This is a genomic window from Caulobacter sp. GW821-FHT11E11 (assembly GCF_058808315.1).
Genome location: NZ_JBXARO010000001.1, coordinates 761,205 through 783,728, shown reverse-complemented (window position 1 = coordinate 783,728; position 22,524 = coordinate 761,205). Strand labels below are relative to the sequence as shown.

21 protein-coding genes and 1 pseudogene are annotated in these 22,524 nt (G+C 67.0%); 4 read left to right on the top strand and 18 right to left on the bottom strand.

Annotation, left to right across the window (positions count from 1 at the left end; genetic code table 11):
• Window positions 1–36: 36 nt before the first annotated feature.
• From AC1RR5_RS03925 to AC1RR5_RS03865, 13 genes and pseudogenes are all read right to left on the bottom strand, one after another.
• On the bottom strand, window positions 37–3,051 hold the full coding sequence (locus tag AC1RR5_RS03925; protein WP_492919775.1) for a TonB-dependent receptor: 3,015 nt from the start codon (window positions 3,049–3,051) through the stop codon (window positions 37–39).
• Window positions 3,052–3,344: 293 nt separating this feature from the next.
• Window positions 3,345–3,815 carry a chemotaxis protein CheE gene (locus AC1RR5_RS03920; RefSeq protein WP_492919774.1) on the bottom strand — a complete coding sequence of 157 codons (471 nt, stop codon included), beginning with the start codon at window positions 3,813–3,815 and terminating at the stop codon, window positions 3,345–3,347.
• Window positions 3,812–4,414, bottom strand: a complete 603-nt coding sequence (locus AC1RR5_RS03915; protein ID WP_492919773.1) for a response regulator — start codon at window positions 4,412–4,414, stop codon at window positions 3,812–3,814. Before AC1RR5_RS03915 ends, AC1RR5_RS03920 begins: the two co-directional genes overlap by 4 nt.
• Window positions 4,415–4,421: 7 nt before the next feature.
• Window positions 4,422–4,808, bottom strand: coding sequence for a DUF8776 family protein (locus tag AC1RR5_RS03910; protein WP_492919772.1), 387 nt, complete (start codon window positions 4,806–4,808; stop codon window positions 4,422–4,424).
• Between the two features lie 5 nt (window positions 4,809–4,813).
• Window positions 4,814–5,374: a chemotaxis protein CheD gene (locus AC1RR5_RS03905; RefSeq protein WP_492919771.1), complete on the bottom strand. Its 561-nt coding sequence runs from the start codon at window positions 5,372–5,374 to the stop codon at window positions 4,814–4,816.
• Window positions 5,374–5,763, bottom strand: a complete 390-nt coding sequence (locus AC1RR5_RS03900; protein ID WP_454718046.1) for a response regulator — start codon at window positions 5,761–5,763, stop codon at window positions 5,374–5,376. Before AC1RR5_RS03900 ends, AC1RR5_RS03905 begins: the two co-directional genes overlap by 1 nt.
• 3 nt (window positions 5,764–5,766) lie before the next feature.
• Window positions 5,767–6,801 (bottom strand): protein-glutamate methylesterase/protein-glutamine glutaminase, encoded by a 1,035-nt coding sequence (locus tag AC1RR5_RS03895; protein WP_492919770.1) that lies wholly within the window; start codon window positions 6,799–6,801, stop codon window positions 5,767–5,769.
• Complete coding sequence (locus AC1RR5_RS03890; protein WP_492919769.1) at window positions 6,801–7,676, bottom strand: CheR family methyltransferase; 876 nt, start codon at window positions 7,674–7,676, stop codon at window positions 6,801–6,803. Before AC1RR5_RS03890 ends, AC1RR5_RS03895 begins: the two co-directional genes overlap by 1 nt.
• The gene (locus AC1RR5_RS03885) at window positions 7,676–8,143 is read right to left on the bottom strand and encodes a chemotaxis protein CheW (protein ID WP_492919768.1); all 468 of its coding nucleotides are present in this window, start codon (window positions 8,141–8,143) and stop codon (window positions 7,676–7,678) included. The genes AC1RR5_RS03890 and AC1RR5_RS03885 overlap by 1 nt, the downstream gene beginning before the upstream one ends.
• 3 nt (window positions 8,144–8,146) lie before the next feature.
• Window positions 8,147–10,420 (bottom strand): chemotaxis protein CheA, encoded by a 2,274-nt coding sequence (locus AC1RR5_RS03880; RefSeq protein ID WP_492919767.1) that lies wholly within the window; start codon window positions 10,418–10,420, stop codon window positions 8,147–8,149.
• A gap of 82 nt (window positions 10,421–10,502) precedes the next feature.
• Window positions 10,503–10,868: a response regulator gene (locus AC1RR5_RS03875; RefSeq protein ID WP_099581620.1), complete on the bottom strand. Its 366-nt coding sequence runs from the start codon at window positions 10,866–10,868 to the stop codon at window positions 10,503–10,505.
• Window positions 10,865–11,152, bottom strand: coding sequence for an STAS domain-containing protein (locus tag AC1RR5_RS03870; protein ID WP_492858095.1), 288 nt, complete (start codon window positions 11,150–11,152; stop codon window positions 10,865–10,867). Before AC1RR5_RS03870 ends, AC1RR5_RS03875 begins: the two co-directional genes overlap by 4 nt.
• A pseudogene (locus AC1RR5_RS03865) lies at window positions 11,152–13,172 on the bottom strand (methyl-accepting chemotaxis protein). Before AC1RR5_RS03865 ends, AC1RR5_RS03870 begins: the two are co-directional and overlap by 1 nt.
• A gap of 297 nt (window positions 13,173–13,469) precedes the next feature.
• Here AC1RR5_RS03865 and AC1RR5_RS03860 point away from each other — a divergent pair.
• Entirely contained in the window at window positions 13,470–13,781 is a 312-nt protein-coding gene (locus AC1RR5_RS03860; protein WP_492919766.1) for a hypothetical protein, read from the top strand.
• Window positions 13,782–13,881: 100 nt separating this feature from the next.
• Here AC1RR5_RS03860 and AC1RR5_RS03855 read toward each other — a convergent pair whose 3' ends face one another.
• The 5 genes from AC1RR5_RS03855 to AC1RR5_RS03835 form a co-directional block, all read right to left on the bottom strand.
• Window positions 13,882–15,489: a methyl-accepting chemotaxis protein gene (locus AC1RR5_RS03855; RefSeq protein WP_492919765.1), complete on the bottom strand. Its 1,608-nt coding sequence runs from the start codon at window positions 15,487–15,489 to the stop codon at window positions 13,882–13,884.
• A gap of 229 nt (window positions 15,490–15,718) precedes the next feature.
• Entirely contained in the window at window positions 15,719–16,867 is a 1,149-nt protein-coding gene (locus tag AC1RR5_RS03850; RefSeq protein ID WP_492919764.1) for an acyl-CoA dehydrogenase family protein, read from the bottom strand.
• A gap of 66 nt (window positions 16,868–16,933) precedes the next feature.
• Window positions 16,934–18,370 (bottom strand): amino acid permease, encoded by a 1,437-nt coding sequence (locus tag AC1RR5_RS03845; protein ID WP_492919763.1) that lies wholly within the window; start codon window positions 18,368–18,370, stop codon window positions 16,934–16,936.
• Window positions 18,371–18,436: 66 nt separating this feature from the next.
• A complete protein-coding gene (locus AC1RR5_RS03840) occupies window positions 18,437–19,438 on the bottom strand; it encodes a putative sulfate exporter family transporter (RefSeq protein WP_492919762.1) in 1,002 nt (333 codons plus the stop codon).
• Window positions 19,435–19,680, bottom strand: coding sequence for a DUF6356 family protein (locus AC1RR5_RS03835; protein WP_492919761.1), 246 nt, complete (start codon window positions 19,678–19,680; stop codon window positions 19,435–19,437). The genes AC1RR5_RS03840 and AC1RR5_RS03835 overlap by 4 nt, the downstream gene beginning before the upstream one ends.
• Window positions 19,681–19,802: 122 nt before the next feature.
• Here AC1RR5_RS03835 and AC1RR5_RS03830 point away from each other — a divergent pair, with 122 nt between their 5' ends.
• The 3 genes from AC1RR5_RS03830 to AC1RR5_RS03820 all read left to right on the top strand — a co-directional run bounded on the left by AC1RR5_RS03830 (window position 19,803) and on the right by AC1RR5_RS03820 (window position 22,499).
• Window positions 19,803–20,270 carry an Lrp/AsnC family transcriptional regulator gene (locus tag AC1RR5_RS03830; protein ID WP_492919760.1) on the top strand — a complete coding sequence of 156 codons (468 nt, stop codon included), beginning with the start codon at window positions 19,803–19,805 and terminating at the stop codon, window positions 20,268–20,270.
• Window positions 20,271–20,333: 63 nt separating this feature from the next.
• Window positions 20,334–21,431, top strand: coding sequence for a pyridoxal phosphate-dependent aminotransferase (locus AC1RR5_RS03825; protein ID WP_492919759.1), 1,098 nt, complete (start codon window positions 20,334–20,336; stop codon window positions 21,429–21,431).
• An 84-nt stretch (window positions 21,432–21,515) separates the two neighbouring features.
• Window positions 21,516–22,499, top strand: a complete 984-nt coding sequence (locus tag AC1RR5_RS03820; RefSeq protein ID WP_492919758.1) for a cupin-like domain-containing protein — start codon at window positions 21,516–21,518, stop codon at window positions 22,497–22,499.
• The last annotated feature ends 25 nt before the right edge of the window (window positions 22,500–22,524 follow it).

Below are 22,524 nucleotides of genomic sequence, written 5' to 3'. Positions count from 1 at the left end.
GGTCAGCGCCCTTCTCGTTTCAGGCTTCGTGGAAGCTTAGAACTTCCACTTCACGCCCAGATAGTACTGACGGCCGTAGTGCACGTACTCTTCCGACGACAGGCGGGTCGAGTCGTCCACCTTGCTGTCCTTCTCGTCGGTCAGGTTGATGCCTTCGAGCGTGACGGTGAAGTTGCCGAAGTTGTAGCTGATCTGGCTGTCGATATTCAGGGTCTTTTCCTTGATCCGAACATCGTTGTTGTTGGTCGCCGACGGGGCCACCTGGATCAGGTACGGGTCGCGATACGACGCCGAGACGCGGGCCTTGAAGTTGGCCTTCTCGTAGTAAAGCGTGGCGTTGTAGGCGTCGGGCGACAGGTTGATCAGCGGCTGGGTGATCATCACGGCCGGAGCCGTCTGAACCCGGGGCGTGCCCGCATAGGTCGGGTTCTTGATCACGTAGGCGATGTCGCTCTTGACGTGCGTGTAGTTCACAATGCCGCCGAAGCCGTCAAACGGCGCGGGCAGGAAGGTGAACGGACGCTGCAGCGAGATCTCGAAGCCCTTGAGCTTGCCGCCCGGGCTGTTGATCTGCGTCGTGACCGTGAACAGCGTGTCGACCGTGTTGCCGTTGGTCAGCAGGCTGGTCGGCAGTTCGGTCTCCGAGTACGGCATCGCGACGGCCGTGGTCTGGATGTAGGACTTGATGTCCTTCTGGAAGAAGCCCGCCGAGAGCAGGGTTTCCTTGTCCGGATACCACTCGAAGCTGAGGTCCAGATTGTTGGACAGCATCGGGTTCAGTTCGGGATTGCCGCGGGTCAGGGTCTGGGCCGACTGGCTGATGGCAGTGTAGCCCGGCGTCAGGTTCTGCAGCTGCGGACGCGTCATCACCTTGGCGGCGGCGAAGCGGACGTAGAAGTTGTCGAACGGCTGGGCCGAGACGTTCAGCGACGGCAGGGTGTTGGTGTACTGGCGCGAGGTCGTCTGGACGCCATCGGTCGGGACGGTGGTCGAGATCGTGCCGAAGGGCGTCGCCACCGGCGTGGTCACGCTGCCGGTGTTGTAGTGGCCCAGGGCCGCCTGCTCGGTCTTCACCCAGCGCACGCCGATGTTGCCGCGCACGGGGATGTTGGCGATGTCGTAGTCGAAGTCGCCTTGCAGGTAGAAGGCGGTGTCCTTCTCGGTGATCTCGCGCAGGGCGCCCAGCTGGTTCAGGACGCTGAGGCGGAAGTCGCCGTTGGCGTTGATGCAGTTACAGTCGTAGCCCAGCTTGGCTTGCAGCTTGGCCAGATCCGGCGCCAGCCACGAGGTCGGGACGCCCGACGGAATGTCGAGACCGCGGCCAAAACCGGTGATCACGCGCGAGACGTCGGCGATGGTCGTGCCGGCGGGCAGGCCAAAGCCCGCTTCAGCCGTGAAGGTCGTGCCCGTCGTCGCCAGATTGCGCGAGAAGAGGCGCTTTTCCCACGAGTTGAAGCCGTATTCCTTGTAGTTGCCACCGTAGCGCAGCTTGAAGCCGTCCAGGATCTGGTAGTCCACGTCGACGTGGAAGGTCTTGAACGTGTTGACAGCCTTGCTGGGACGCAGGCGCAGCAGCGAGGCGTCGCCCAGGGCGTTGCTGGCGCTGTACTGGTAGTTGGCCGGGTTCGTCGCGTCGAAGCCGTAGTTGAAGTTCGGCAGCTTGTCGTTGCCCGAGTAGTCGTAGCTGTAGTTGTCGCTGTCGTAGCGATCGAACGAGAACGTGGTCTGCACCGGGTTGTTCTGGATCGAACGCGACTGGCCGTAGCCGACGACCAGGTGGCCGGCTTCGCCGAACTTGGTGTCGTAGGTCAGCGAGAACTGGTTGAACTCGGTCTTCAGCTCGTCATGGCGATACTCGACCCGGGCGTCGACGTCGTCGAACGTGCCCTTGATCAGGTTGCCCTTGGTGTCGGCCGTGAAGTTCACGACGTCGGTCTGGGGCAGGCCCGCGCCCGAACGGCTGAACGAGATGATTTCCAGATAGGTCTCGTCGCGATTGTTGGTGAACTTCGCCAGCATCGTGTCGAGGGTCAGGGTCGAGCGATCGTTCGGACGCCATTGGATCGAACCGGTCACGCCCAGGCGCTTCTGATCGTAGTCCAGGCGGCCATAGCGCGGGATCCGCGGGTGCCACAGGTTGTTGGCGGTGCCGGCGGCGGCCGTGGTGGTCGGTGCGGTGCCGCCGACGACGGTGCCGATCTGCGAGCACGACAGCGGCGGACCGCTGACGGGGTTGTAGGCCGCGCCCGAGCACGGGAAGGCGGTCGACGAGTTGAACTGGACCGACGGGTTTTCCCAGCGGCCGGTCGAGGAGCCTTCTTCGCGCTGGGCGCGGGTGGCGTAGGCGACCGAGACCAGGGCGCCGATCTCGCCGATGCCGGTGTCCCAACGGTCGCTGATCAGGAAGGTGTAGCGCGGGTCGCTTTTCCGCGAGAGGTCGTTGTAGCCGACCTTGGCGCTGGCGCTCATCGTGAACTTGCTGAAGTCGAACGGACGCGCGGCCTGCAGGTCGACGATCGCGCCCAGCGAGCCTTCTTCGTTGCTGGCCGAGGTCGACTTGCGCACGGTGACGCTGTTGAACAGCTCCGAGGCGAAGATCGAGAAGTCGAATTGGCGACCACGGTTGGCGCCGCCCGAGCTGTCCTTGCCGCCGGTAGTGGCCAGGGCTTCCAGGCCGTTCAGGCGCACGACCGTGAAGTCGGGACCAAGACCGCGGACGGTGATGGTGCGGCCTTCGCCGCCATCACGGTCGATCGACACGCCCGGCACGCGCTGCAGCGATTCCGCCAGGTTCAGATCGGGGAAATCGGCGATGTCTTGGGCTTTGATGACGTCGACGAGGTCGTTCTCGCGACGCTTCACATCGAGGGCGTTGGCCAGCGAGGCGCGGAAGCCCGTCACGACGACGGCTTCGACTTCTTCGCTTGCGGCGGCTGGGGCTTGTGCGTCTTGAGCGGCGGCGGCGCCGGCGAACGACATCGCCAGGGCCAGGGCGCCAGCAGACACGCCGTAGTGCAGGACGCGCACGCGTCCCGTGAACTTCTTGGACATAGAACCTCCTCCCGTGTCGACCATAGGTCGTTGCGAGGCGACGTCACCGCCGCCTTCGGCCTTCGTCTCGGTCTCGCGTCCTTCCCACGAGACCGGCTCCGGCCTTATTTAGTCTTCATTTTTGCCACCGGTGTCAGAACCGAACTATGGTTTTTGACACCGGTATCAGAGTGCTAACAAAGCCCGCGACGGCCGACAAGGCCACAAAGCGGTCACAACCCAGAGACTTTGTTGCGCCGTTGCGATTTCGACACATAGCGGCGTTCCGTCGAAGAGCGCCCGGCGAGAAAGCCTCAGCCCTCTTCCGGCTTGTAGTGGCTGACCTGGTAGAGCCCCTGCAGCATGGCGTCGCGCTGCTCGACCGGCAGCTGGCCGCCCATCGCCCGCAGCAGCTTCAGGGCGTTGAGGTGCACGTCCACCGCGTCCCAGCGCCAGGCGCCGGTGTTGCCGCAGCTGTCGGCCAGGCCGCACAGCGACATCGCCGCCTTGTCGATTCCGGCGTCCGTGACGAACATGCTGACGTCGATGACCTTGGAGGCCAACAGGTACAGGGCCTCGAAGCTCTCGCCATTGCGGTCGGGCGCGGCCTTGCCGAAGCGGCTTTCGATCTCGCCGAGGGCCTCGTCCAGCGCGGCCATCGAGGCCTCGCGCAGGGTCTCGACGCCCGCCTCGGCGGCGGCGACGGCATCCTTGGCCAGGATCCCGCCCTTGTCCCTGATCAGGGCCGACAGGCGGTTGGGGGGACGGAACTTGCGGACGGTCATATCTGCACCTTGGCTGGGCGCATCAGGTTGGCGATTTCGTCGTCCGACATGTTGGGCGTCTGCGCATCGCCCACCTCAGCCGGGAGGTCATCCTTCCGCCGTCCGTCCGTCCCCGGCGGGGGTCCCTCGTGCTTGAAACGCCGATCTGGCCCGATGAAACTATCACATTCGATAAATTGACGCTCTTCGCGCGCCACCCAGAAAATGCGCTCCAGCAGCACCTTGGGCGTCAGCGGCTTGGCGACGACATAGTTGGAGCCCGCGTCGCGCAGCTTGAAGATCTGCGAGGTGCGGGTGTGACCGGTCAGCAGGATCACCGGGATATAGCGGTTGGTCTCGCCGCCTTCGCGACGCAGCCACTCGATGAACTCGATGCCGTCGGTGACGGGCATCTGCACGTCGCTGACCACCAGGTCGAAGGTCTTGGTGCGGATCAACGCTTGCGCGTCGGCGACGGTCTCGGCGCGGTACAGCTGCTTGACCCCGAAGCCGGAGACGACCTGCGAGAGGATGTCGAGCGAGGCGCCGTTGTCGTCCAGGACGAGCACCGTGGCGCGCTCGAGATTGATCCGGGCCGAGGGGAGGAGCGCTTCCGGCATCGGCCCGCTAGAAGAAGTCGAGTTCGCCGGCTTCGGCGCGTTCGCCGACCAGCTCCTCGGCGCGCAGGCGCATGGCCATGTCCGACAGGCCCAGACCGTTCAGCACGGGCGTGATCGACATGTTCCATTCGCCGGACGCGTTCTGGCTGACGCGCTCGAGCACTTCCGACAGGCCGTGCAGCCGCTGGCTCAGTTCGTCCAGGGCCTGCAGGCGCGAGAGATTCTCGATCGTGGCCCCGCCTTCCTTGGCCAGGTCGCCGGCCAGCTGCTCGCAGTCGCGGCAGATGGCGGCGGCCGAGGCCAGCTCCGCCGCCAGGCGACGCGACAGCTCTTGAACCGGGAGGTGATCCTCGGCAGGGGCGATCGGCGTCAACGGCAGCGGCGAAGCGGTCATGGGCGTCAGAACAGATCCACGTCGCCGTTGGAAGCGGCAGGCATCGGGGCAGGCGTAGGACGACGGACGTCCTGCGGCGCATTGTCAACGGCCACCAGGCGCTGGCGCACGCGGCCAGAGGTCGGCCAGAACTCGACGCGTCGGGCCGAGACCCCGCCGGTGCTGGACGAGACGATCGGGATGCCTTCGTCGCGCAGGAAACGTTCGGCGAAGGCCGAGTTGCTGGCGCCGACGTCCGACAGACCGTCGAACAGCTTGGCGCCGCCGAAGATCTTGGCTTCCATCCGCTCGCGGCGGGCGCCGCGCTTCAGCAGGTCGTTGATCAGCAGTTCCATGGCGTAGGCGCCGTAGCGGACGGCGTCGCCGCCCCCGCGTCCGTCGCCTTCCGGCAGCAGGAAGTGGTTCATGCCGCCGACGCCGGCCTGCGGGTCGCGAATGCACGCTGCGATGCACGAGCCCAGCACGGTGGTCATCACCACCTGCGGGTCGGTCGTCACATGGCTTTCGCCCTGGGTCACGTGAACCTTGATCGCCCGTTCCGGGTCGTCGTTATGAGCAAATTGCATCAGGTCAACGCTCCGAAGACCTGCTCGATCTTCTCCCTCAGGCCCTGCACGGTGAAGGGCTTGACGCAGTAGTTGTTGACACCGAACTGCACGGCGCGCTGGACCAGTTCACGGTCGGCGCGGCCCGTCAGCATGACGAAGGCGGTCTGACGGATCGGCGGATGCGAGCGCACGGCTCGCAACAGCGCCAGGCCATCCATCTTCGGCATGTTGAAGTCCGAGATGACGAGGTTGGCCGGCTTGGCCAGGAGGTTCTTGAGAGCCTCCTCGCCATCGGGCGCCTCGCGGATGTCCTTGAAGCCGATCTGCTGCAACGCATTGCGGATCAGAGCCCGCATGGTGAGCTGGTCGTCGACCACGAGTACGGAGATGGAGCTAGCTTGCGGCATGGTTCATCGCCTCGCGGAGGCCAGATCGAGAATGGATTGGCCCATGTGGGACAGGGAAACCTGCTTCTCCACAGCGCCAAGTTCGAAAGCAGAGCGCGGCATGCCGTAGACGACGCACGAGGCTTCGTCCTGGCCCAGCGTCTTGGCGCCGGCCTTGCGCATGGCCAGAAGGCCCTGCGCGCCGTCGCGGCCCATGCCGGTCAGGATGGCCCCGACCGCCTTGTCGCCGACGGCGTTAGCCACCGAGTTGAACAGCACGTCCACCGACGGGCGGTGGCCGCTGACCGGGTCGCCCTGGACCAGGCGGCAACGCAGGCCGGCCGAGCGGACGACCTCCAGGTGCGTGGCGCCGCCGGGAGCGACATAGACCTTGCCGGGCTCCAGCAGCGCGCCGTCGGTGGCTTCCTGCACCTTGGCCCCGCTGGCGCGGTCGAGGCGCGCGGCGAAGCTGGCGGTGAAAGTCGCCGGCATGTGCTGGGTGATGACCGTCGGCGGGCAGGTCTCGGGGAACAGGGTCAGGATCGACAGCAGGGCCTCCACCCCGCCGGTCGACGAACCGATCGCCACGATGTCGCCCGAGGGCATGAAGTCCTTGCGCCGCGTCGGCGCCGCGGCCGGCGAGGCGCCAGCGTTGGTGCGGACCGAGGCGCGCGCCGCGATCTTCACCTTGGCGACGATCTCGGCCAGGGCTTCCTGGGTGCCGGTGGCGTCCGCGGGCTTGCCCACGCAGTCCACCGCGCCCAGTTCCAGGGCCCGGAGCGTCATTTCGGCGCCGGCCTGGGTCAGGGTCGAGACCATGACCACCGGCATCGGCCGCAGGCGCATGATCTTCTCGAGGAACTCGATGCCGTTCATGTTCGGCATCTCGATGTCGAGCGTGACGACGTCGGGGTTCAGGGTCTTGATCATGCCCCGCGCCTCGAACGGGTCGCCGGCGCCGCCGACCACCTCGATGTCCGGGTCACGATTGAGGGCCGCCGTGATCAGGCTCCGCATGGTGGCGGAGTCGTCGACGACCAGAACGCGGATCTTAGGCATCAGCGACCCGCCTTTCGATAGGCGGTCAGGCCGCAGCTTTCGAACGCGGTGACCGAGGCCCCGACGCGCTCGGAGTGACCGACATAGAGGCGGCCGCCCGGCGCGATGAGCGGGGCGAACCGGCTCCAAACGCGTTCCTGGGTAGGTTCATCGAAATAGATCACGACATTCCGGCAGAAGATGGCGTCGAACGGACCCTTCATAGGCCAGGACGGACCGTTGAGATTTAGTTCCCGGAACGCGACCAAGCTGCGCGCGGCTTCGCAGACGCGGAAGGCCCGGCGGTCGGAAGGATCGCGTTCGAAGTACTGGTTGCGCACGGCGGCCGGGATGCCTTCCAGCAGGCTCTCGTCGTACGAAGCAGCGCGGCCGGTGGCGAGCACGTTGGTGTCGATGTCCGTGCCCAGGATCCGGATGTCCAGATCCGCGGCGTTCGGCCATACCGACAGCACCGTGAAGGCCATCGAATAGGGTTCCTGGCCCGACGAGCTGGCGGCCGACCACAGGCGCAGGCGGCCCCCGGCGCGGACCTTGTCGGCCATGGGCTCCAGGATGTTGGCGCGCAGGTCGTCGAAGTGGTGCGGCTCGCGGAAGAAGCGCGTGACGTTGGTCGTCAGAGCCCGGAGCATCTCCTGGCTCTCGTCGCCGCCCTTGTCGCTGCTGACGAAGGCGCAGTACTCGGTGAACGAGCGCAGGCCCAGGGTGCGCAGGCGCTTGGCCAGGCGCGAATAGACCAGCGTCGCCTTGCTGTCGGGCAGGCTGATGCCCGCCAGGTCGTACAGCAGCGCGGCGATGCGCTTGAAGTCCTGGGTCGTGAACGCGAACTCGCCATCGACGAGGGCGGATTCACGGGTGGAGGCGGAAGCGATGCTCATCAGGCGGCCAGGGCCTCGCGTTCGGGAAGGATGCGGTCCAGCGAGATCTCGCTGATCATGCGGCCTTCAATCGAGATAATGCCGCGCACGAAGTTGCGGACGGTGTCGCAGGCCATGTCGGGCGTCGGCTGCACCATGTCGTCGTTGATCGACAGGATGTCCGACACCGCGTCGACCAGCAGGCCGACGGTGCGGTCGCCCGCATTGACCACGATAAAGACGCTGCGGACGGTCGGCTCGATCACCGGCATGCCCAGACGGCAGGCCAGGTCCATGATCGGCAGCACCGCGCCGCGCAGGTTGATGACGCCGCGCATGAAGCCGGGCGTTTGCGGGAGCACGGTCGCCGGGCTCCAGCCGCGGATTTCGCGGACGGCCATGATCTCCACGCAGTACTCCTGGTCCCCCACCCGGAAGGATATCAGCTCCCTGCTGTTGGAGCCGGTAGCGGTGGCATGATCGGTCATGACTTACTCCGCTGCGATAAGGGTGGGTTCGGTGGGACGCGGCGAGGCGCCTTCACGGCGACGCATGGCGATGGTGGCGTCGACATCGAGGATCAGCGCGACGCGGCCATCGCCCAGGATGGTCGCGGCGGCGACGCCCTCGACCTGCTGGTAGTTCTGCTCCAGCGACTTGATGACGACCTGGCGCTGACCGTGGATGGCGTCGGCCACCAGGGCGGCGCGCGAGCCGTCCTCGCCCTCGACCAGCAGCACGACGCCATCGGTCGGCGGCAGCGAGTGGCCGCGATAGCCCAGCGCGTGGCCAACGTCGATCAGCGGCACGAAGCTGTCGCGGACGGCCAGCACCGAGCCGACCGGGCCCAGCGGGCGAACTTCTTCCGGCTTCGGACGCAGGCTCTCGACGATGGCGGCCAGCGGCACGACCAGGGTCTCGCCGGCGACGTCGACCACCATGCCGTCCAGGACGGCCAGGGTCAGCGGCAGGCTGAGCGTGAAGGTCGAGCCAAGGCCCGGACGCGAGGTGATCGAGATGCGGCCGCCCAGGGCCTGGACCGAGCGCTTGACCACGTCCATGCCGACGCCGCGGCCCGACACGTCCGAGATCTTCTCGGCGGTCGAGAAGCCCGGCAGGAAGATCAGGTTGTCGATCTCTTCGTCGGTCAGGGTCAGGTCCGGAGCGATCAGCCCCTTCTTGACCGCGATGCCGAAGACGCGCTCGCGGTTGATGCCCTTGCCGTCGTCCGAGACCTCGATGACGATCCGGCCGCTGCGGTGCAGCGCGGCCAGGCGCACGACGCCTTCGGGATTCTTGCCGGCCGCCTTGCGCTCCTCGGGGCTTTCCAGCCCGTGGTCGATGGCGTTGCGCAGCATGTGGGTGATCGGGTCGGACAGACGCTCGATGACCGTCTTGTCGACCTCGGTGTTCTCGCCTTCCATCACCAGGCGAGCCTGCTTGCTCGTCATGTTGGCGACTTCGCGGACCAGGCGCGGCATGCGCTGGAACACCGACTTCACCGGCTGGGCGCGGATGGCCATGACGCTGTCCTGGATCTCGCGGGTGAGCTGTTCCAGCTCATCCAGACCCATGGCCAGGTTCGAGGACGGGGCGATGCCATATTCGCCGACGCGTTGCGCCAGCATGGCCTGGTTGATGACCAGCTCGCCGACCAGGTCGATCAGACGATCGATACGCTCGGGATCGACGCGGATGACCGATTGGCCGGGACCCGGGACTTCGACCTGGGTGGCCTTGGTCGCGGCGGCGGCCGGAGCAGCGGCGGCGGGCTTGGTGGCCTCGACGACCGGCGCGGGGGCCGGAGCGACGGGCGCGACCTCGGCGACGGGCGCCGGAGCCAGAATTTCAATGACCGGAGCCGGGGCGGGCTCGACGGCTTCAACGACCGGCGCTTCGGCGACGGTCAGCAGCGAGGCCATGGCGTCGTTGACGCTGGCTTCGCCACGGGTGATTTCCAGGTCGCAGTCGCCGTCGACGAATTCGAAGACCTCGCGGATCGCGGCCTCGTCCTCGTCGGTTTCCAGGCGCACGCTCCAGGTGACGAAGGCGGCTTCCGGATCCAGGTTTTCCAGGGCCGGCAGGGCGCTGTCGTCCAGGGTCGCCTTGATCGGACCCAGGCGGTTCAGCTCGCGCAGCAGCAGGGCCGTCTCGTTGGCCTTGCGGTACAGGTCCGACTTCGGACGGATCGACACCGTCCAGACGTTGGAAGCGACCTCGTCGGCGTCGGCGGCCTGCGCCTCGACCGAGATGGTCTGGGGCACGAACACGAAACCGAGGTCGTCGTCATCCATCGCGTCGTCGACGACGGGCGCGGCGGTAACGCTAACGGGGGCGGCCAGGACCTCTTCGACCACGGGCGCGGCGGCGGGAGCCGCGTTCGGGTCGGTCCAGGTTTCCAGCTCGGCGGCCATGGCGGCCGAGGCCCCCATGTCGACATCGCCCAGGCCGCGAGCGGCGCTGACGTGGTCGGCCAGGATGTCCGAAGCGCGCAGCAGCACAGCGGCCAGTTCGACCGTGTTCGCCACGGCGCCAGAGCGCACGGCGTCCAGCAGGGTCTCGAACACGTGGGCGAAACGCACCAGCGGTTCCAGGCCGAAGGCGCCCGCGCCACCCTTGATCGAGTGGACGGCGCGGAACACGGCGTTGACCGTCTCGAGGTCGCCGGCCCCTTCTTCCATAGCCAGGAGACCGCCCTCGAGGTCGGCGAGGAGTTCCTCGCATTCCTGGAAGAAGGTGACCTTGATGGCCTCTAGCTCGTCCATATCCCGTACGTCCTAATTCGCGTCTAGCAACGGGTACTCAGTGAAACTCGGTACTGTCGTCGGGCGGTTTAGGCCCAAACCCTTAGGCAGCCACGCGACGGATCGCGTCGACCAGCTTTTCCGGGTTGAACGGCTTGACGATCCAGCCCGTCGCGCCGGCTTCGCGAGCCCGCTGCTTCTTGGCCGGGTCGCTTTCCGTGGTCAGCACCAGGATCGGGATGGCGCGATAGTCGTCGTCGACCCGCACCGCCTCGATGAAGCCGAAGCCGTCCAGCTTGGGCATGTTGATATCGGTGATGATGATGTCGGGGCGGTGGGCGGAGAGAACCTCCAGGCCATGCTCGCCGTCGACAGCTTCGACCACATTGAACCCGGCGCCGACCAGAGCCATGCGCAGCATGTCCCTCATGGTGCGGGAATCATCGACCGTGAGAACCGTACGCGTCACGATTCAGCTCCTTGGAATTCCGCCGAGAGGAGCGCCCTTTCGGCGCCGAAAAGACGGGTGGTTTCGACAAAGGCCTCGGAAGGCCCCTTAATGGAGAAGAGTTGGCCGTCCTGATCCCAGGCCTTGCGGGCGGCCAGCAGAACCTGCAGGCACAGACCACCGAGGCGACGGACCTGGTCGGCTTCCACGGTGATCGCCGCGCCGCGACGCTCCAGGAGGGCGGCCTTCAGAGGGGCCGCGGCCTTGAGATCCAGGGTTTCAGGCAGCGCGATCGCGGCGGCCATCAGAATTCCTCCCAACCATCCGTAGCGGGGGCTTGAGCGACCGCCGCCGAACCACTGCTCCGGCCCGGACGGGCGAAGGTGTTCAGGCGAGCCTGTTGCTCGGCCACCGGGTTGCGCGCCGGAGCGTGCTGACCCGCGTCGGCCATGGCCGGACGGGCGTAATTCGAAGCGCCGTTACCCACCTGGAAGCGGGCCATCAGGCGGACCAGTTCGCCGGTCTCACCCTTCAGCGAGTGCGTCGCGGCGGTCGATTGCTCGACCATGGCGGCGTTCTGCTGCGTGACCTGATCCATCTGGTTCACGGCGGTGTTCACTTCGTTCAGACCGGTCGCCTGCTCGGCGGCCGAGGCCGCGATCTCGGTGACCAGGGCGTCGATCTCACCAACCTTCGCCACGATCCGTTGCAGCGCCTCGCCCGTCTGGCCGACCAGGCTGACGCCTTGGCTGACCTGCTGGGTCGAGCTGGAGATCAGAGCCTTGATCTCCTTGGCCGCTTCGGCCGAACGCTGAGCCAGGGCGCGAACTTCCTGGGCGACGACCGCGAAGCCGCGGCCCGCTTCACCCGCACGCGCGGCTTCGACGCCAGCGTTCAGGGCCAGGAGGTTGGTCTGGAAGGCGATTTCGTCGATCACGCCGATAATCTGGCTGATCTGCTTGGACGAGTTTTCGATCTCGCCCATGGCCGACACTGCCTGATGAACGACCTGGCCGCTATGCGTCGCTTCGCCACGCGTCGTCGAGACCACGTCCGAGGCTTGGCGAGCGCCCGAGGCCGTGCGGCGCACGGTGGCGGTCAGCTCATCCAGGGCGGCGGCGGTCTCTTCCAGACTGGCGGCCTGTTGTTCCGTACGGCGCGACAGATCGTCCGAGGCGTGGGCGATTTCGTCGGCGCCGGTGCGCAGGCCGTCCGTCGAGGCGGCGATGACCTTCATCGTCTCCTGCAGCGAGCCCATGGCGCCGTTGAAGTCGGTCTTCAGCTTGGCGTAGTCGCCCGGGAAGTCGGCGGTGACGCGGAACGTCAGGTCGCCCGAGGCCAGCTTCTCCAGGCCCTCGGCCAGGCTGCTGACGACGGTCGAGGCTTCCTTGGCCGAGGCGGCCGCGGCGGCTTCCTTGGCGCGGCGTTCGTCGGCCGTGAGGGCGGCCGACTTTTCCTGCTCGGCGCGCAGCGTATCCAAGTGCAGCTGGTTGTCGCGGAAGACCTTCAGAGCCGAGACGATGGCGCCCAGCTCGTCGCCGCGCGTCAGCTTCTCCAGATCGATGGCGTTGTCGCCCTTCGACAGCTTGTCGGTGGCGCCGGCGATGTCGTTGATCGACTTGCGGGTCGTCATGACCGTGAACCAGGCCAGACCACCGACGGCGGCCAGGGTGATCAGCGACATGACGATCGTGACGCTCATCGCGGCCGTGGCTTCAGCCTGGCGCTTGGTCGTCTCGGTTTCGATCCGCTTGTTGGCGACGGCGACGACCTGGTCGAGCAGGCCGGTCATCTTCGCGTACTGTTCCTCGAACGGCGCGATGAAGCCGACGGCCATGCCGAAGTCGACGCCGATCATGCCCGACACGGTGTCGATGGCGCTGCGGCATTCTTCGAGCGACTTGATCAGCTCGGCGATCTTGGGTTGTTCGGCGGCGGGGAGCTTGGCCTTGAGCGCGGCCAGGTCCTTCTTCACCGAGTCGGTCTCTTTCAGGATCGCCGCCATGCGGGCGTCGTTCCCGCCCACATCGATGTTGCCCGCCTTGTGGGTCAGCACCGTGTAGAGCTCGCCGTTGATGTTCGAGATGCGCTTGGAGATCTTTTGGATCTCCATGTTCTGGCGCATGTCGCTTTCAACGACCTGTTTCAGAGCGGCCGACTGGCTCTTCTGAACAACGATGGCGCCGCCCGCCATCAAGGCCAGCATCAGCAATGCGAATGCCGGTGCGAAGCCGATCTTTATAATCAACGGCAAATCGACGAGACGAATCCGTTTCATCGCGAGGTCCCCTCCAACCAGCGCTCCGTCCCACGGATCGCCAACATGAGAGGGGATAATCCCCATAGAGTCCTAACAGACTCTGACTTGGTAAACGCCAATTCGACATAATAGTTCGAGGTGGTGTCGAACGGGTCGTTTCGTCGCAGGCCCGCGCGCGGCGAATCTATAAAGACAGGAGCACCTCGCGAGAGTCGGACGGCCGCTCGCGGATGGTTACCTGGCAGTAAACCTTCAATATTCTTCGCCGACTCAGATTCTCTTAACTTGAACCTGCGAAAAGGCTCCTGCGTCCGGTTGGCGCAGCGTCCACAGGACGGGACATCTTTACTAGGAGCAGCGGGATGAAATATCCGATCGCTATTGCCGCGGGAATCGCTGGCAGCTTTTTCGTCGTTCAGGCCGCTTCGGCCGCCGGCGGTTTCGAAGACCAAATGGGCCGTTGCCTGCAGCAGTTCGCGAACACCCGCGACGCCGCGCAGGTGATGCTGGAATGCAGCGCCGCCGACGGCAAGCTGTCGGACTGCAAGGTCGTCGACAACAGCGCCGCTGGTAAGGGCTTCGACAAGGCCGCCATGTGCATCGCCGAAAAGCTCCCGATGGGCGCGAAGACCGGCACCGTGAAGGTTCCGTTCCGCTTCCCGGGCGGCGCGTAAGCTTCTTCTCCGCTCAGGGGAAACAAAACGCCCTCGCCGACTCGGTCGGCGGGGGCGTTCTGCTGTCTGGAGACCGCCGAACACCTTCGCGCCCTATACTCTAGAACTCTTCCCACTCATCCTTGATCGCCACGGCGGCATTGCCGCGGGCGACCGGCGCAGAGGCGCCCGGACGAACGGTGGGACGGGCGGCGGGGCGAACCGGAGGCGCGGCGCGCGTGGGCTCGGGCCTGCTCACGGCGACGGCCTGGCTGGCGCCAGAAACCCGGAAACTGGCCACCTGCTTGATCAGTTCGGCGGTCTGACCCTTGAGGGAGTGGGTCGCGGCCGTCGTCTGCTCCACCATGGCGGCGTTCTGTTGCGTGACCTGGTCCATCTGATTGACGGCCGTGTTCACTTCATTGAGGCCCTGGGCCTGCTCCTGGGCCGAGGACGAGATCTGGACGATCAGCTCGTCGATCTCGGCCACCTTGGCGACGATGCCGCGCAGGGCTTCGCCGGTCTGACCCACCAGACCCACTCCGCGATCGACCTGGGCGGTCGAGTTGGCGATCAGGGTCTTGATCTCTTTGGCAGCGTCGGCCGAACGCTGGGCCAGGGCCCGGACTTCTTGCGCGACGACCGCGAAGCCGCGACCCGCTTCCCCCGCCCGCGCGGCTTCGACGCCCGCGTTCAGGGCCAGCAGGTTGGTCTGGAAGGCGATCTCGTCGATCACCCCGATGATGTTGCCGATCTCGCGCGAGCTCGTTTCGATCTCGCCCATGGCCGAGACGGCCTGGTCGACGACGACGCCCGAGCGCTCGGCCTCGGCCTTGGCGCCGGCGACGACGTCCTGGGCCTGCTTGGCGCCCGACGCCGTGCGGCGGACGGTCGAGGTGATCTCGTCGAGCGCCGCGGCGGTCTCTTCCAGGCTGGCGGCCTGCTGCTCGGTGCGGCGCGACAGGTCGTCGGCGGCGACGCCGATCTCGTCGGTGCCCGAGCGGATGCCGTTGGTGGCTTCCGACACCCGGCTCATCGCCTGCTCGAGAATGCCGACCGCGTTGTTGAAGTCGTCCTTCAGCTTCTGGAAGTCTGGCGTCACCTCGGCGCTCAGGCGGCCGACCAGGTCGCCCTGGGCCAGGCGGTCCAGCGCGTCGCCCAGGGCCTGGACAACGGCCTTCTGGCTGGCCTCGTTGGCCAGGCGCGTGCTTTCCAGACGCTGCCGCTCGGCCTCGATGGTCTCCAGATAGATCGAGATGGCGAAGTCCATGTCCAGCATAATCGCCTTGATCAGGCTGCTGACCGCGTCGCCGGCCTTGGCGGGGTCGCCCTTGGCCATGAAGCCCTTTGGCCACTGCTCGTCGATCACGGCGCGGATCAGGTGCTCGCTGACCGTCGCATAGCCGCCGATGTACCAGCGCGGCTCCAGGCCGATGCGGGCATGGGTCTGGCCGATGGTGCGCACGGCCTTGACGTAGGTCTCGTCGAACTCGGCGCGCGAGATCAGGTCCCAGTGCGACTGCTGGCGGCCCGAGGCGGCCTGCATGTGCTTCTCGTCGCCGAAGAACTTGCGGGTTTCCGGGGTCGAGCGGACCTTGGCGTAGAAGGCGTCCAGCGCCGGGCCGATGGTCTTGCGGATGACGGGCTGCAGATCACGCAAGGCGCCACGCGCCTTGTCGTCCAGGCCCATGAACGCCACTCGTTCGTTGATCGCGTGATCCTGGCTCAAGGCCGCCCCCGTTTCAAAATGCGGGAGCAGGCTCGTCTGGCATGCTTAATGCCAACTTAAATATTCGCGCCCGACTGGCGGCAAGGTGACGCACACGGTGTGGGGGCGAGCAGACACAACCAAATAGCGATGTTCTTGAAAACCTTTGCGTAGACTGAGGAATTCGTCCCCCCACGCGACATTCCAGCACGATTATGCTTGCGACATCCTGCCGCAGTGTCCGAGCGCCCTAGCCTCCCCGTTTCAGGGTTTCGCGGGCGATGACCAGTTGCTGGATCTGGCTGGTGCCCTCGTAGATCCGGAAAATCCGCACGTCGCGGTACAGCCGCTCGATTCCATAGTCGGCGACATAGCCGGCCCCGCCGAACACCTGCACCGCGCGATCGGCCACGCGGCCGACCATCTCCGAGGCGAACAGCTTGGAGGCCGCCGCCTCCAGGGTGACGCCGACGCCGGCGTCGCGCTTGCGGGCCGTGTCGAGGACCAGGGCCTTCGCAGCCAGCGCCTCGGTCTTGCTGTCGGCGATCATCGCCTGGATCAGCTGGAAGCTGGCGATCGGCTGGCCGAACTGCTTGCGCTCGCTGGCATAGGCCACGCAGTCGGCGATCAGCCGCTCGGCCACACCCACGCAGACGGCGGCGATGTGCAGGCGGCCGCGATCCAGCACCTGCATGGCGACCTTGAAGCCCTCGCCCTCCTCGCCCAGGCGGTTCTCGACCGGCACACGGACATTGTCGAAGGTGACGTCGTGGATGTGGGCGCCCTGCTGGCCCATCTTCTTCTCGGGCTTGCTCACGGAGAGCCCCGGTAGGCCGCTCGGCACCAGGAAGGCCGAGACCCCGCCCCCGCCCTTCACGTCGGGATTGGTGCGGGCCATCACCGTGAACAGCGAGGCCTTGCCGGCGTTGGTGATGTAGCGCTTGGCGCCGTTCAGGACGTAGTGGTCGCCTTCCAGCGTGGCGCGGGTCTGCACGGCGGCGCTGTCGGAGCCGGCTTCCGGCTCGGTCAGGGCGAAGGAGGTGATGGTCTCACCGGACGCTATGCCTTCCAGCCACTTGGCCTTCTGGGCGTCGTTGCCGAACATGACGAGGCCCTGGCTGCCGATGCCGACATTGGTGCCGAACACCGAGCGGAAGGCCGGCGAGGCGCGGCCCAGCTCGATGGCCACCAGCGCCTCTTCCTCCATGTTGAGGCCCAGGCCGCCGTATTCTTCGGGGATGGAGAGGCCGAAGAGGCCGAGGGCCTTCATCTCCTCGATCACGTCGGCCGGGACGGCGTCGTCCTCGGCGACCTTGGCCTCGATGGGGCGCAGGCGCTCGGCCACGAAGCGCGCCACCGTCTCGAGCAGTTGCTCGCGGGTTTCCAGATCGAGGGCCATGCGCTTCTCCCGGTCAAACACTTGTTTTGACCGGGACTGTAGCGACGGCTTCGGAGAATGGAAGCCTTACCCTGCGGCCTTCTCGGCTTGCGCCAGCACACTCTTGCGGACGCCATAGGCGAAGTAGACCACCGCCCCGATGATGTGGGCGTACAGGAAGTAGGTCTGGGTCTTCACCGGCAGGCTGTAGAACAGATACAGGCACCCCAGGATGCCCAGGGGCGCGACGACCTGCCAGATCGGCGTGGAGAACACCCGCGGACGGTTCGGCTCGCGCAGCCGCAGCACGATCACCGAGGCGCCGACGGCGATGAAGGCCGCCAGGGTGCCGGCATTGGCCAGCTCGGCGATGTCCTTCAGCGACAGGAAGCCCGACAGCACCGCCGACAGGGCGCCGGTCAGCAGGGTCATCAGCACCGGCGTGCCGGTCTTGGCGTTCACCCGCGACAGGGCGCGCGGCAGCAGGCCGTCGCGGGCCATGACGAAGAAGATCCGGCTCTGGCCGTACATGAAGGCCAGGATCACGGTCGGCAGGGCGACGACGGCGGCCAGGGCCACCAGCTGGGCCATCTTGCCGTGCTGCAGGCTCTCCAGGATGAAGACCAGCGGCGCTTCGCTCTTGGAGAACACCTCGGTGCGCGAGGCGCCGATCGAGGCGGCGGCGACGATCATGTAGATGGCCGTGCAGGCGGCCATCGAGCCGACGATGCCGATGGTCAGGTCGCGCTTGGGGTTCTTGGTCTCCTCGGCGGCGGTCGACACCGCGTCGAAGCCGTAGAAGGCGAAGAAGATCAGGCTGGCGGCGGCCATCACGCCGACCTTGGCGGCGTCCGGGCCCGCGCCGGCGGGGACATGGGCCTGGAAGCCGCTCGGCATGAACGGGGTGAAGTGGCTGGCGTCGAAGGCCGGCAGGCACAGGGCCACGAAGATGATCAGGGCGATGATCTTCACGAACACCAGGACCATGTTGACCGTGGCGCTCTCGCGGGTGCCCAGGGCCAAGAGGCCCGCCACCGCCATCGAGATGATCACGGCCGGCAGGTTGACGACGCCGCCCTGGTGGGGACCGGCCAGCAGATAGTCGGGGAAGCCGGCGGCCGCGAACAGGCCGTGGGCGTGGGCCGACCAGCCGACGGCGACCGCCGCGCAGACCAGGGTGTATTCCAGGATCAGGCTCCAGCCCACGAACCAGGCGACCGGCTCGCCCATGGCCGCGTAGCTGTAGGTGTAGGCGCTGCCCGCCGCCGGCATCAGGGTCGACAACTCGGCGTAGCAGAGCGCGGCGCAGGCGCAGACCGCGCCCGCGATCAGGAACGACAGGATCACGCCCGGCCCGGCCAGGCCCGCGCCCACGCCGGTCAGGGTGTAGATGCCGGTGCCGACGATGGCCCCGACGCCCAGGGCCACCAGGTGGTACCAGCTCAGGGTCTTTTTCAGCTGGTGGCTGTCCGCGTGTCCCGCGGTGATGGTGTCGATCGCCTTGCGGCGCGTCCAGAAGCTCAAGGAAGGTCCCTCCGACTCGTGAACGGGACCATGGAGCCGCTTTCGTGCTCCGCCAAGCCTTGATTGTTAGAAGAAAATTCTCGTCAGGGCGTAGGCCAGGACGGCGACGGCGACTGTGACCGTTCCCAACATCAGGGCCAGCTTCGGCTTGACCTCCAGCAGGGCCTTGGGACCGAGCTTGGCCGAGATCGCGCTGACGCCGGCCAGCAGCAGAAAGCTGGAGCAAGCCATAAGCGTGGAGACCAGGGCGGCAGGGATGAGGTTCAGCCCGCGCGCGGCGGCAAGGGCGAAAAAGCCCAGCACGAACAGCGGCGGGGCTTTCAGGCCTGAAACGACGCCGCCTTCCTTGCTGCGCATCAGCATGAAGCCGATCAGCATCACCGCCGGGCCCAGCCAGACGATGCGGGCCAGCTTGGCCAGGGCCGCCGTGCTGGCGGTCTCGGGCGACACCGAGGCGCCCGCGCCGGCCACCTGGGCGACGTCGTGGATGGAGAGGCCGAAGAACACGCCGGCCTGGTGGGCGGTCAGGCCCAGGGCGTTGGCAAGCGGCGGATAGGCCAGCATGGCGACGGTCGAGAGCAGGTTCACGCCGACGATGACCAGGGCGGTCGTGCGCTGGTTGGCGGGGCTGGCGGGCGCGGCTTGCGAGGCGGCCAGGGCGGCCGAGGCGCCGCAGATCGAGCAGGCGGCGGCGGCGATCAGAGCTTCGGCGAACGGCAGGCCCAGCGCCACGCCGGCGGCCGCGCCGATGGCGAGCCCCCCGAGCACCACGACGCCGCTGGCCAGGATGGCCGGCCCCCCCAGGGCGGCGAACTCGGCCCAGCTGATCTGGGCGCCCATCATGGCCACGCCCAGGCGCAGACCCGGCTTGGCGAAAACATCGAGACCCGCGCCCAGCTGCGCCTGCAGGCCCAGCGCGCCCAGCATCATGCCCAGCACCACCGCGATCAGCGGCGCGGGGGCGTGCAGGCTCGTGGCCAGCAGCTTGGCCAGCACCGCCAGCAGCACCCCGGCCACGAGGCCAGGGCCCAGGCGGCCGGCGCTCAGCTTGAGCGTGGCCGAGGTCATCCGCGAACGGTCTCGCCGGCGGTGAAGTGCTTGTCGGCGCGCTCACAGCGGTTCGACAGCCGCTCGTTCAGGCGGCGGACCGTCTGGCTGCCAGTGCGCTCGAAGGCGAAGGGCAGGATGCCGTGGACGATGCAGGCCAGACCCGCGCCCAGCAGGGTGAAGCCGAAGCTCCAGGCCACGCCCATGTGCTCGCCATAGCTTTCGCCGACAGCCTTCGGGTGACGGGTGAACGACAGGTCCATGGACGCCTCGCGGGGTTACCGAGGCTCCCTAGGATGGCGAGGATTCGAAGAAAGGCATTACTGGATTGCGCGTCGATCCGAGCGTAGAGAGAATTCCATTCTTCGATTACGGGGTTCTGGAGATGATCGATCTCGATCAAATCGATCGGCGCATCCTGGCCATTCTCCAGGAAGACGCCACGGTCGCCATCGCCGACATGGCCGAGCGGGTCGGCCTGACCCAGACGCCGTGCTGGAAACGGGTCAAGCGCCTGCAGGACGCCGGCGTCATCACCGCCCGTGTCGCCCTGCTGGACCGCGAGGCCCTGGATCTGGGCCTCACTGTCTTCGTGGCCGTGAAGACCGGTCGCCACGACGAGGACTGGCTGGAGACCTTCGCGGCCGGCGCTCGCGCCCTGCCGGAAGTGGTCGAGTTCTACCGGATGAGCGGCGACGTCGACTATCTGCTCAAGGTCGTGGTCCGCGACATCGCCGCCTATGATCGCTTCTACAAGCGCCTGATCGCCACCGCGCCGCTCACCGACGTCTCGTCCAGCTTCGCGATGGAGCAGATCAAGTTCACGACGGCCCTGCCGATCTGCCCGACCTAGATCTGTCGTGAGCCTGTCACCGACCGCGTTCAACTAGGCGCGGCTTTGGTGGAGTGACGGCTCATGGATGCGACCCGGCGTGGACTTCTGATCGGCGGCGCGGCGCTCGCGCCTTCGCTGGCCCTGGCCGAGACCTCAGTCGACCCGACCGCCCCGCCAGCCATCCGCGCCCATCTGGGCGTCACCGAGAGCCCGTTCGGCCCCGCCCCCGCCGCCCGCAAGGCCGCCGCCGACGCTCTCTTGGAAACGCCTTACTACGCCTGGGCGCTGGAGCCGCCGCTGGTCAAGCTGATCGCCCAGCGCGATGGCCTGCAGCCCGCGCAGGTCGGCCTGTGCAACGGCTCGCTGGAAGCCCTGTCGCTGCTGTCGACGGCCTTTGGCAAGACCGGCCCGGTCGTCTCGGCCCAACCCAGCTACGCCACGCCCCTGCTCTATGCCGAGCGCCAGGGCGCCAAGCTGGAATGGGTCCCGCTGGCCGCCGACCAGCAGATCGACCTGCCGGCCCTAGCCGCCCGCGCTCAAGCGACCAACGCCGGCGCGGTCTATGTCTGCAATCCCAACAACCCGACCGGCCTGCTGCTGGACGCCGACGCCCTGCGCGCCTTCTGCATCGAGGTCGCCAAGACCCGGCCGGTGATCGTCGACGAGGCCTATATCGAGATCAGTCCCGATCCGGTGCGCAACTCGATGATGGACCTGGTCCGCGAAGGCCACGACGTGATCGTCGCCCGCACCTTCTCCAAGGTCTACGGCATGGCCGGCCTGCGCGTGGGCTTCATCGCCGCCCGCCCCGACCGGGTGAAGACGCTCAAGAGCATGATCCCGACCCACAAGGGCCGTCCGGGCCTGGCGGCGGCGGCGGCCTGCTATGGCGACCAGGCCTATCTGGCCGGCGCCACGGCCTATCTCGAGGGCTGCCGGAAGAAGATCTACGCGATCTGTCAGGCCAATGGCCTGAAGTCCCTTCCCTCGCACGGCACCTATGTCTTCGTCGACTGCGGCAAGCCGAACCTGGCCTTCCAGAGGACCCTGGCGGCGATGGGCGTCGAGGTGAGGGTGTTCGACAGCCCCGCCCACCCGACCTGGATCCGCGTCGGCACCGCCAGCCCGGCCGAGTTGGACTATTTCGCAGGCGTGCTGCCCAAGGCCCTCAAGGCCTAGGCGGGCTGGCGGGAACGCCCTATTGGTCAGACCTCGTCTGATCAGTGACCTGTCATGCCTGTTGTCGAAATGCCCGTTGGCGAAATGAGTGGGGTCGACGCCGACCGCTTCCACGCCGAGATCATCCCGGCCGCCCAGCCGGTGGTGTTCCGGGGCCTGGTCGCGCACTGGCCGGCGGTTCAGGCCGCGCGCCAGGGCGACGAGGCCCTGTTCGACTACCTCGCCCGTTTCGACCGCCAGGAGCCTGTCGGCGCCCTGATCGCCCCGCCCGAGGCCGCCGGGCGGTTCTTCTACAATGACGACCTGAGCGGCTTCAATTTCCAGGGCGGCCGCGCGCGGTTGTCCAAGAGCTTCGAGTTCCTGCTGGCCAATCGCGAGGTCGAGCGGCCCGCGACCCTGGCCGCCCAGTCGATCTCGACCCGCGCCCACCTGCCGGGCTTCAGCGACGAGAATGTCTCGCCGCTGCTGGCGCCCGACGTCGAGCCGCTGTTGTGGCTGGGCAACCGGGTGATCGTCGCCGCCCACCAGGATCCATACGAGAACCTGGCCTGCGTCGTGGCCGGCCGCCGCCGCTTCACCCTGTTCCCGCCGGAAGCCATCGCCGACCTCTATATCGGCCCGTTCGAAAAGACCCCCGGCGGCCCACCGATCAGCATGGTCTCGTTCGACGAGCCAGACCTGGAGCGCTACCCGAACTTCGCCCGCGCCCTGGACGTCTCCCAGGTGGTCGAGCTGGAGCCCGGCGACGCGCTCTACATCCCGTATCTGTGGTGGCACCACGTGCGCTCGCTGGAGCCGGTGAACCTGCTGACCAACTACTGGTGGGCCAGCGAGGCGGCCGGACGCGGCCAGGCCATGGACGCCTTCCTGCACGCCGTGCTGGCCCTGCGCGCCCTGCCGCCGCACCAGCGGGCCGCGTGGAAGAGCACCTTCGACCACTACATCTTCGGCGACCCCGACACAGCGACGTCGCATCTGCCGAACAACGTCCACGGCATGCTGGGCGAACTCAACGAAGAGGACGCCAAGCGCATCCGCCAGATGCTGGGGAAAAAGCTCTCCGGTTGACGGCGAGCCGCCGGCGTGGCTCAAC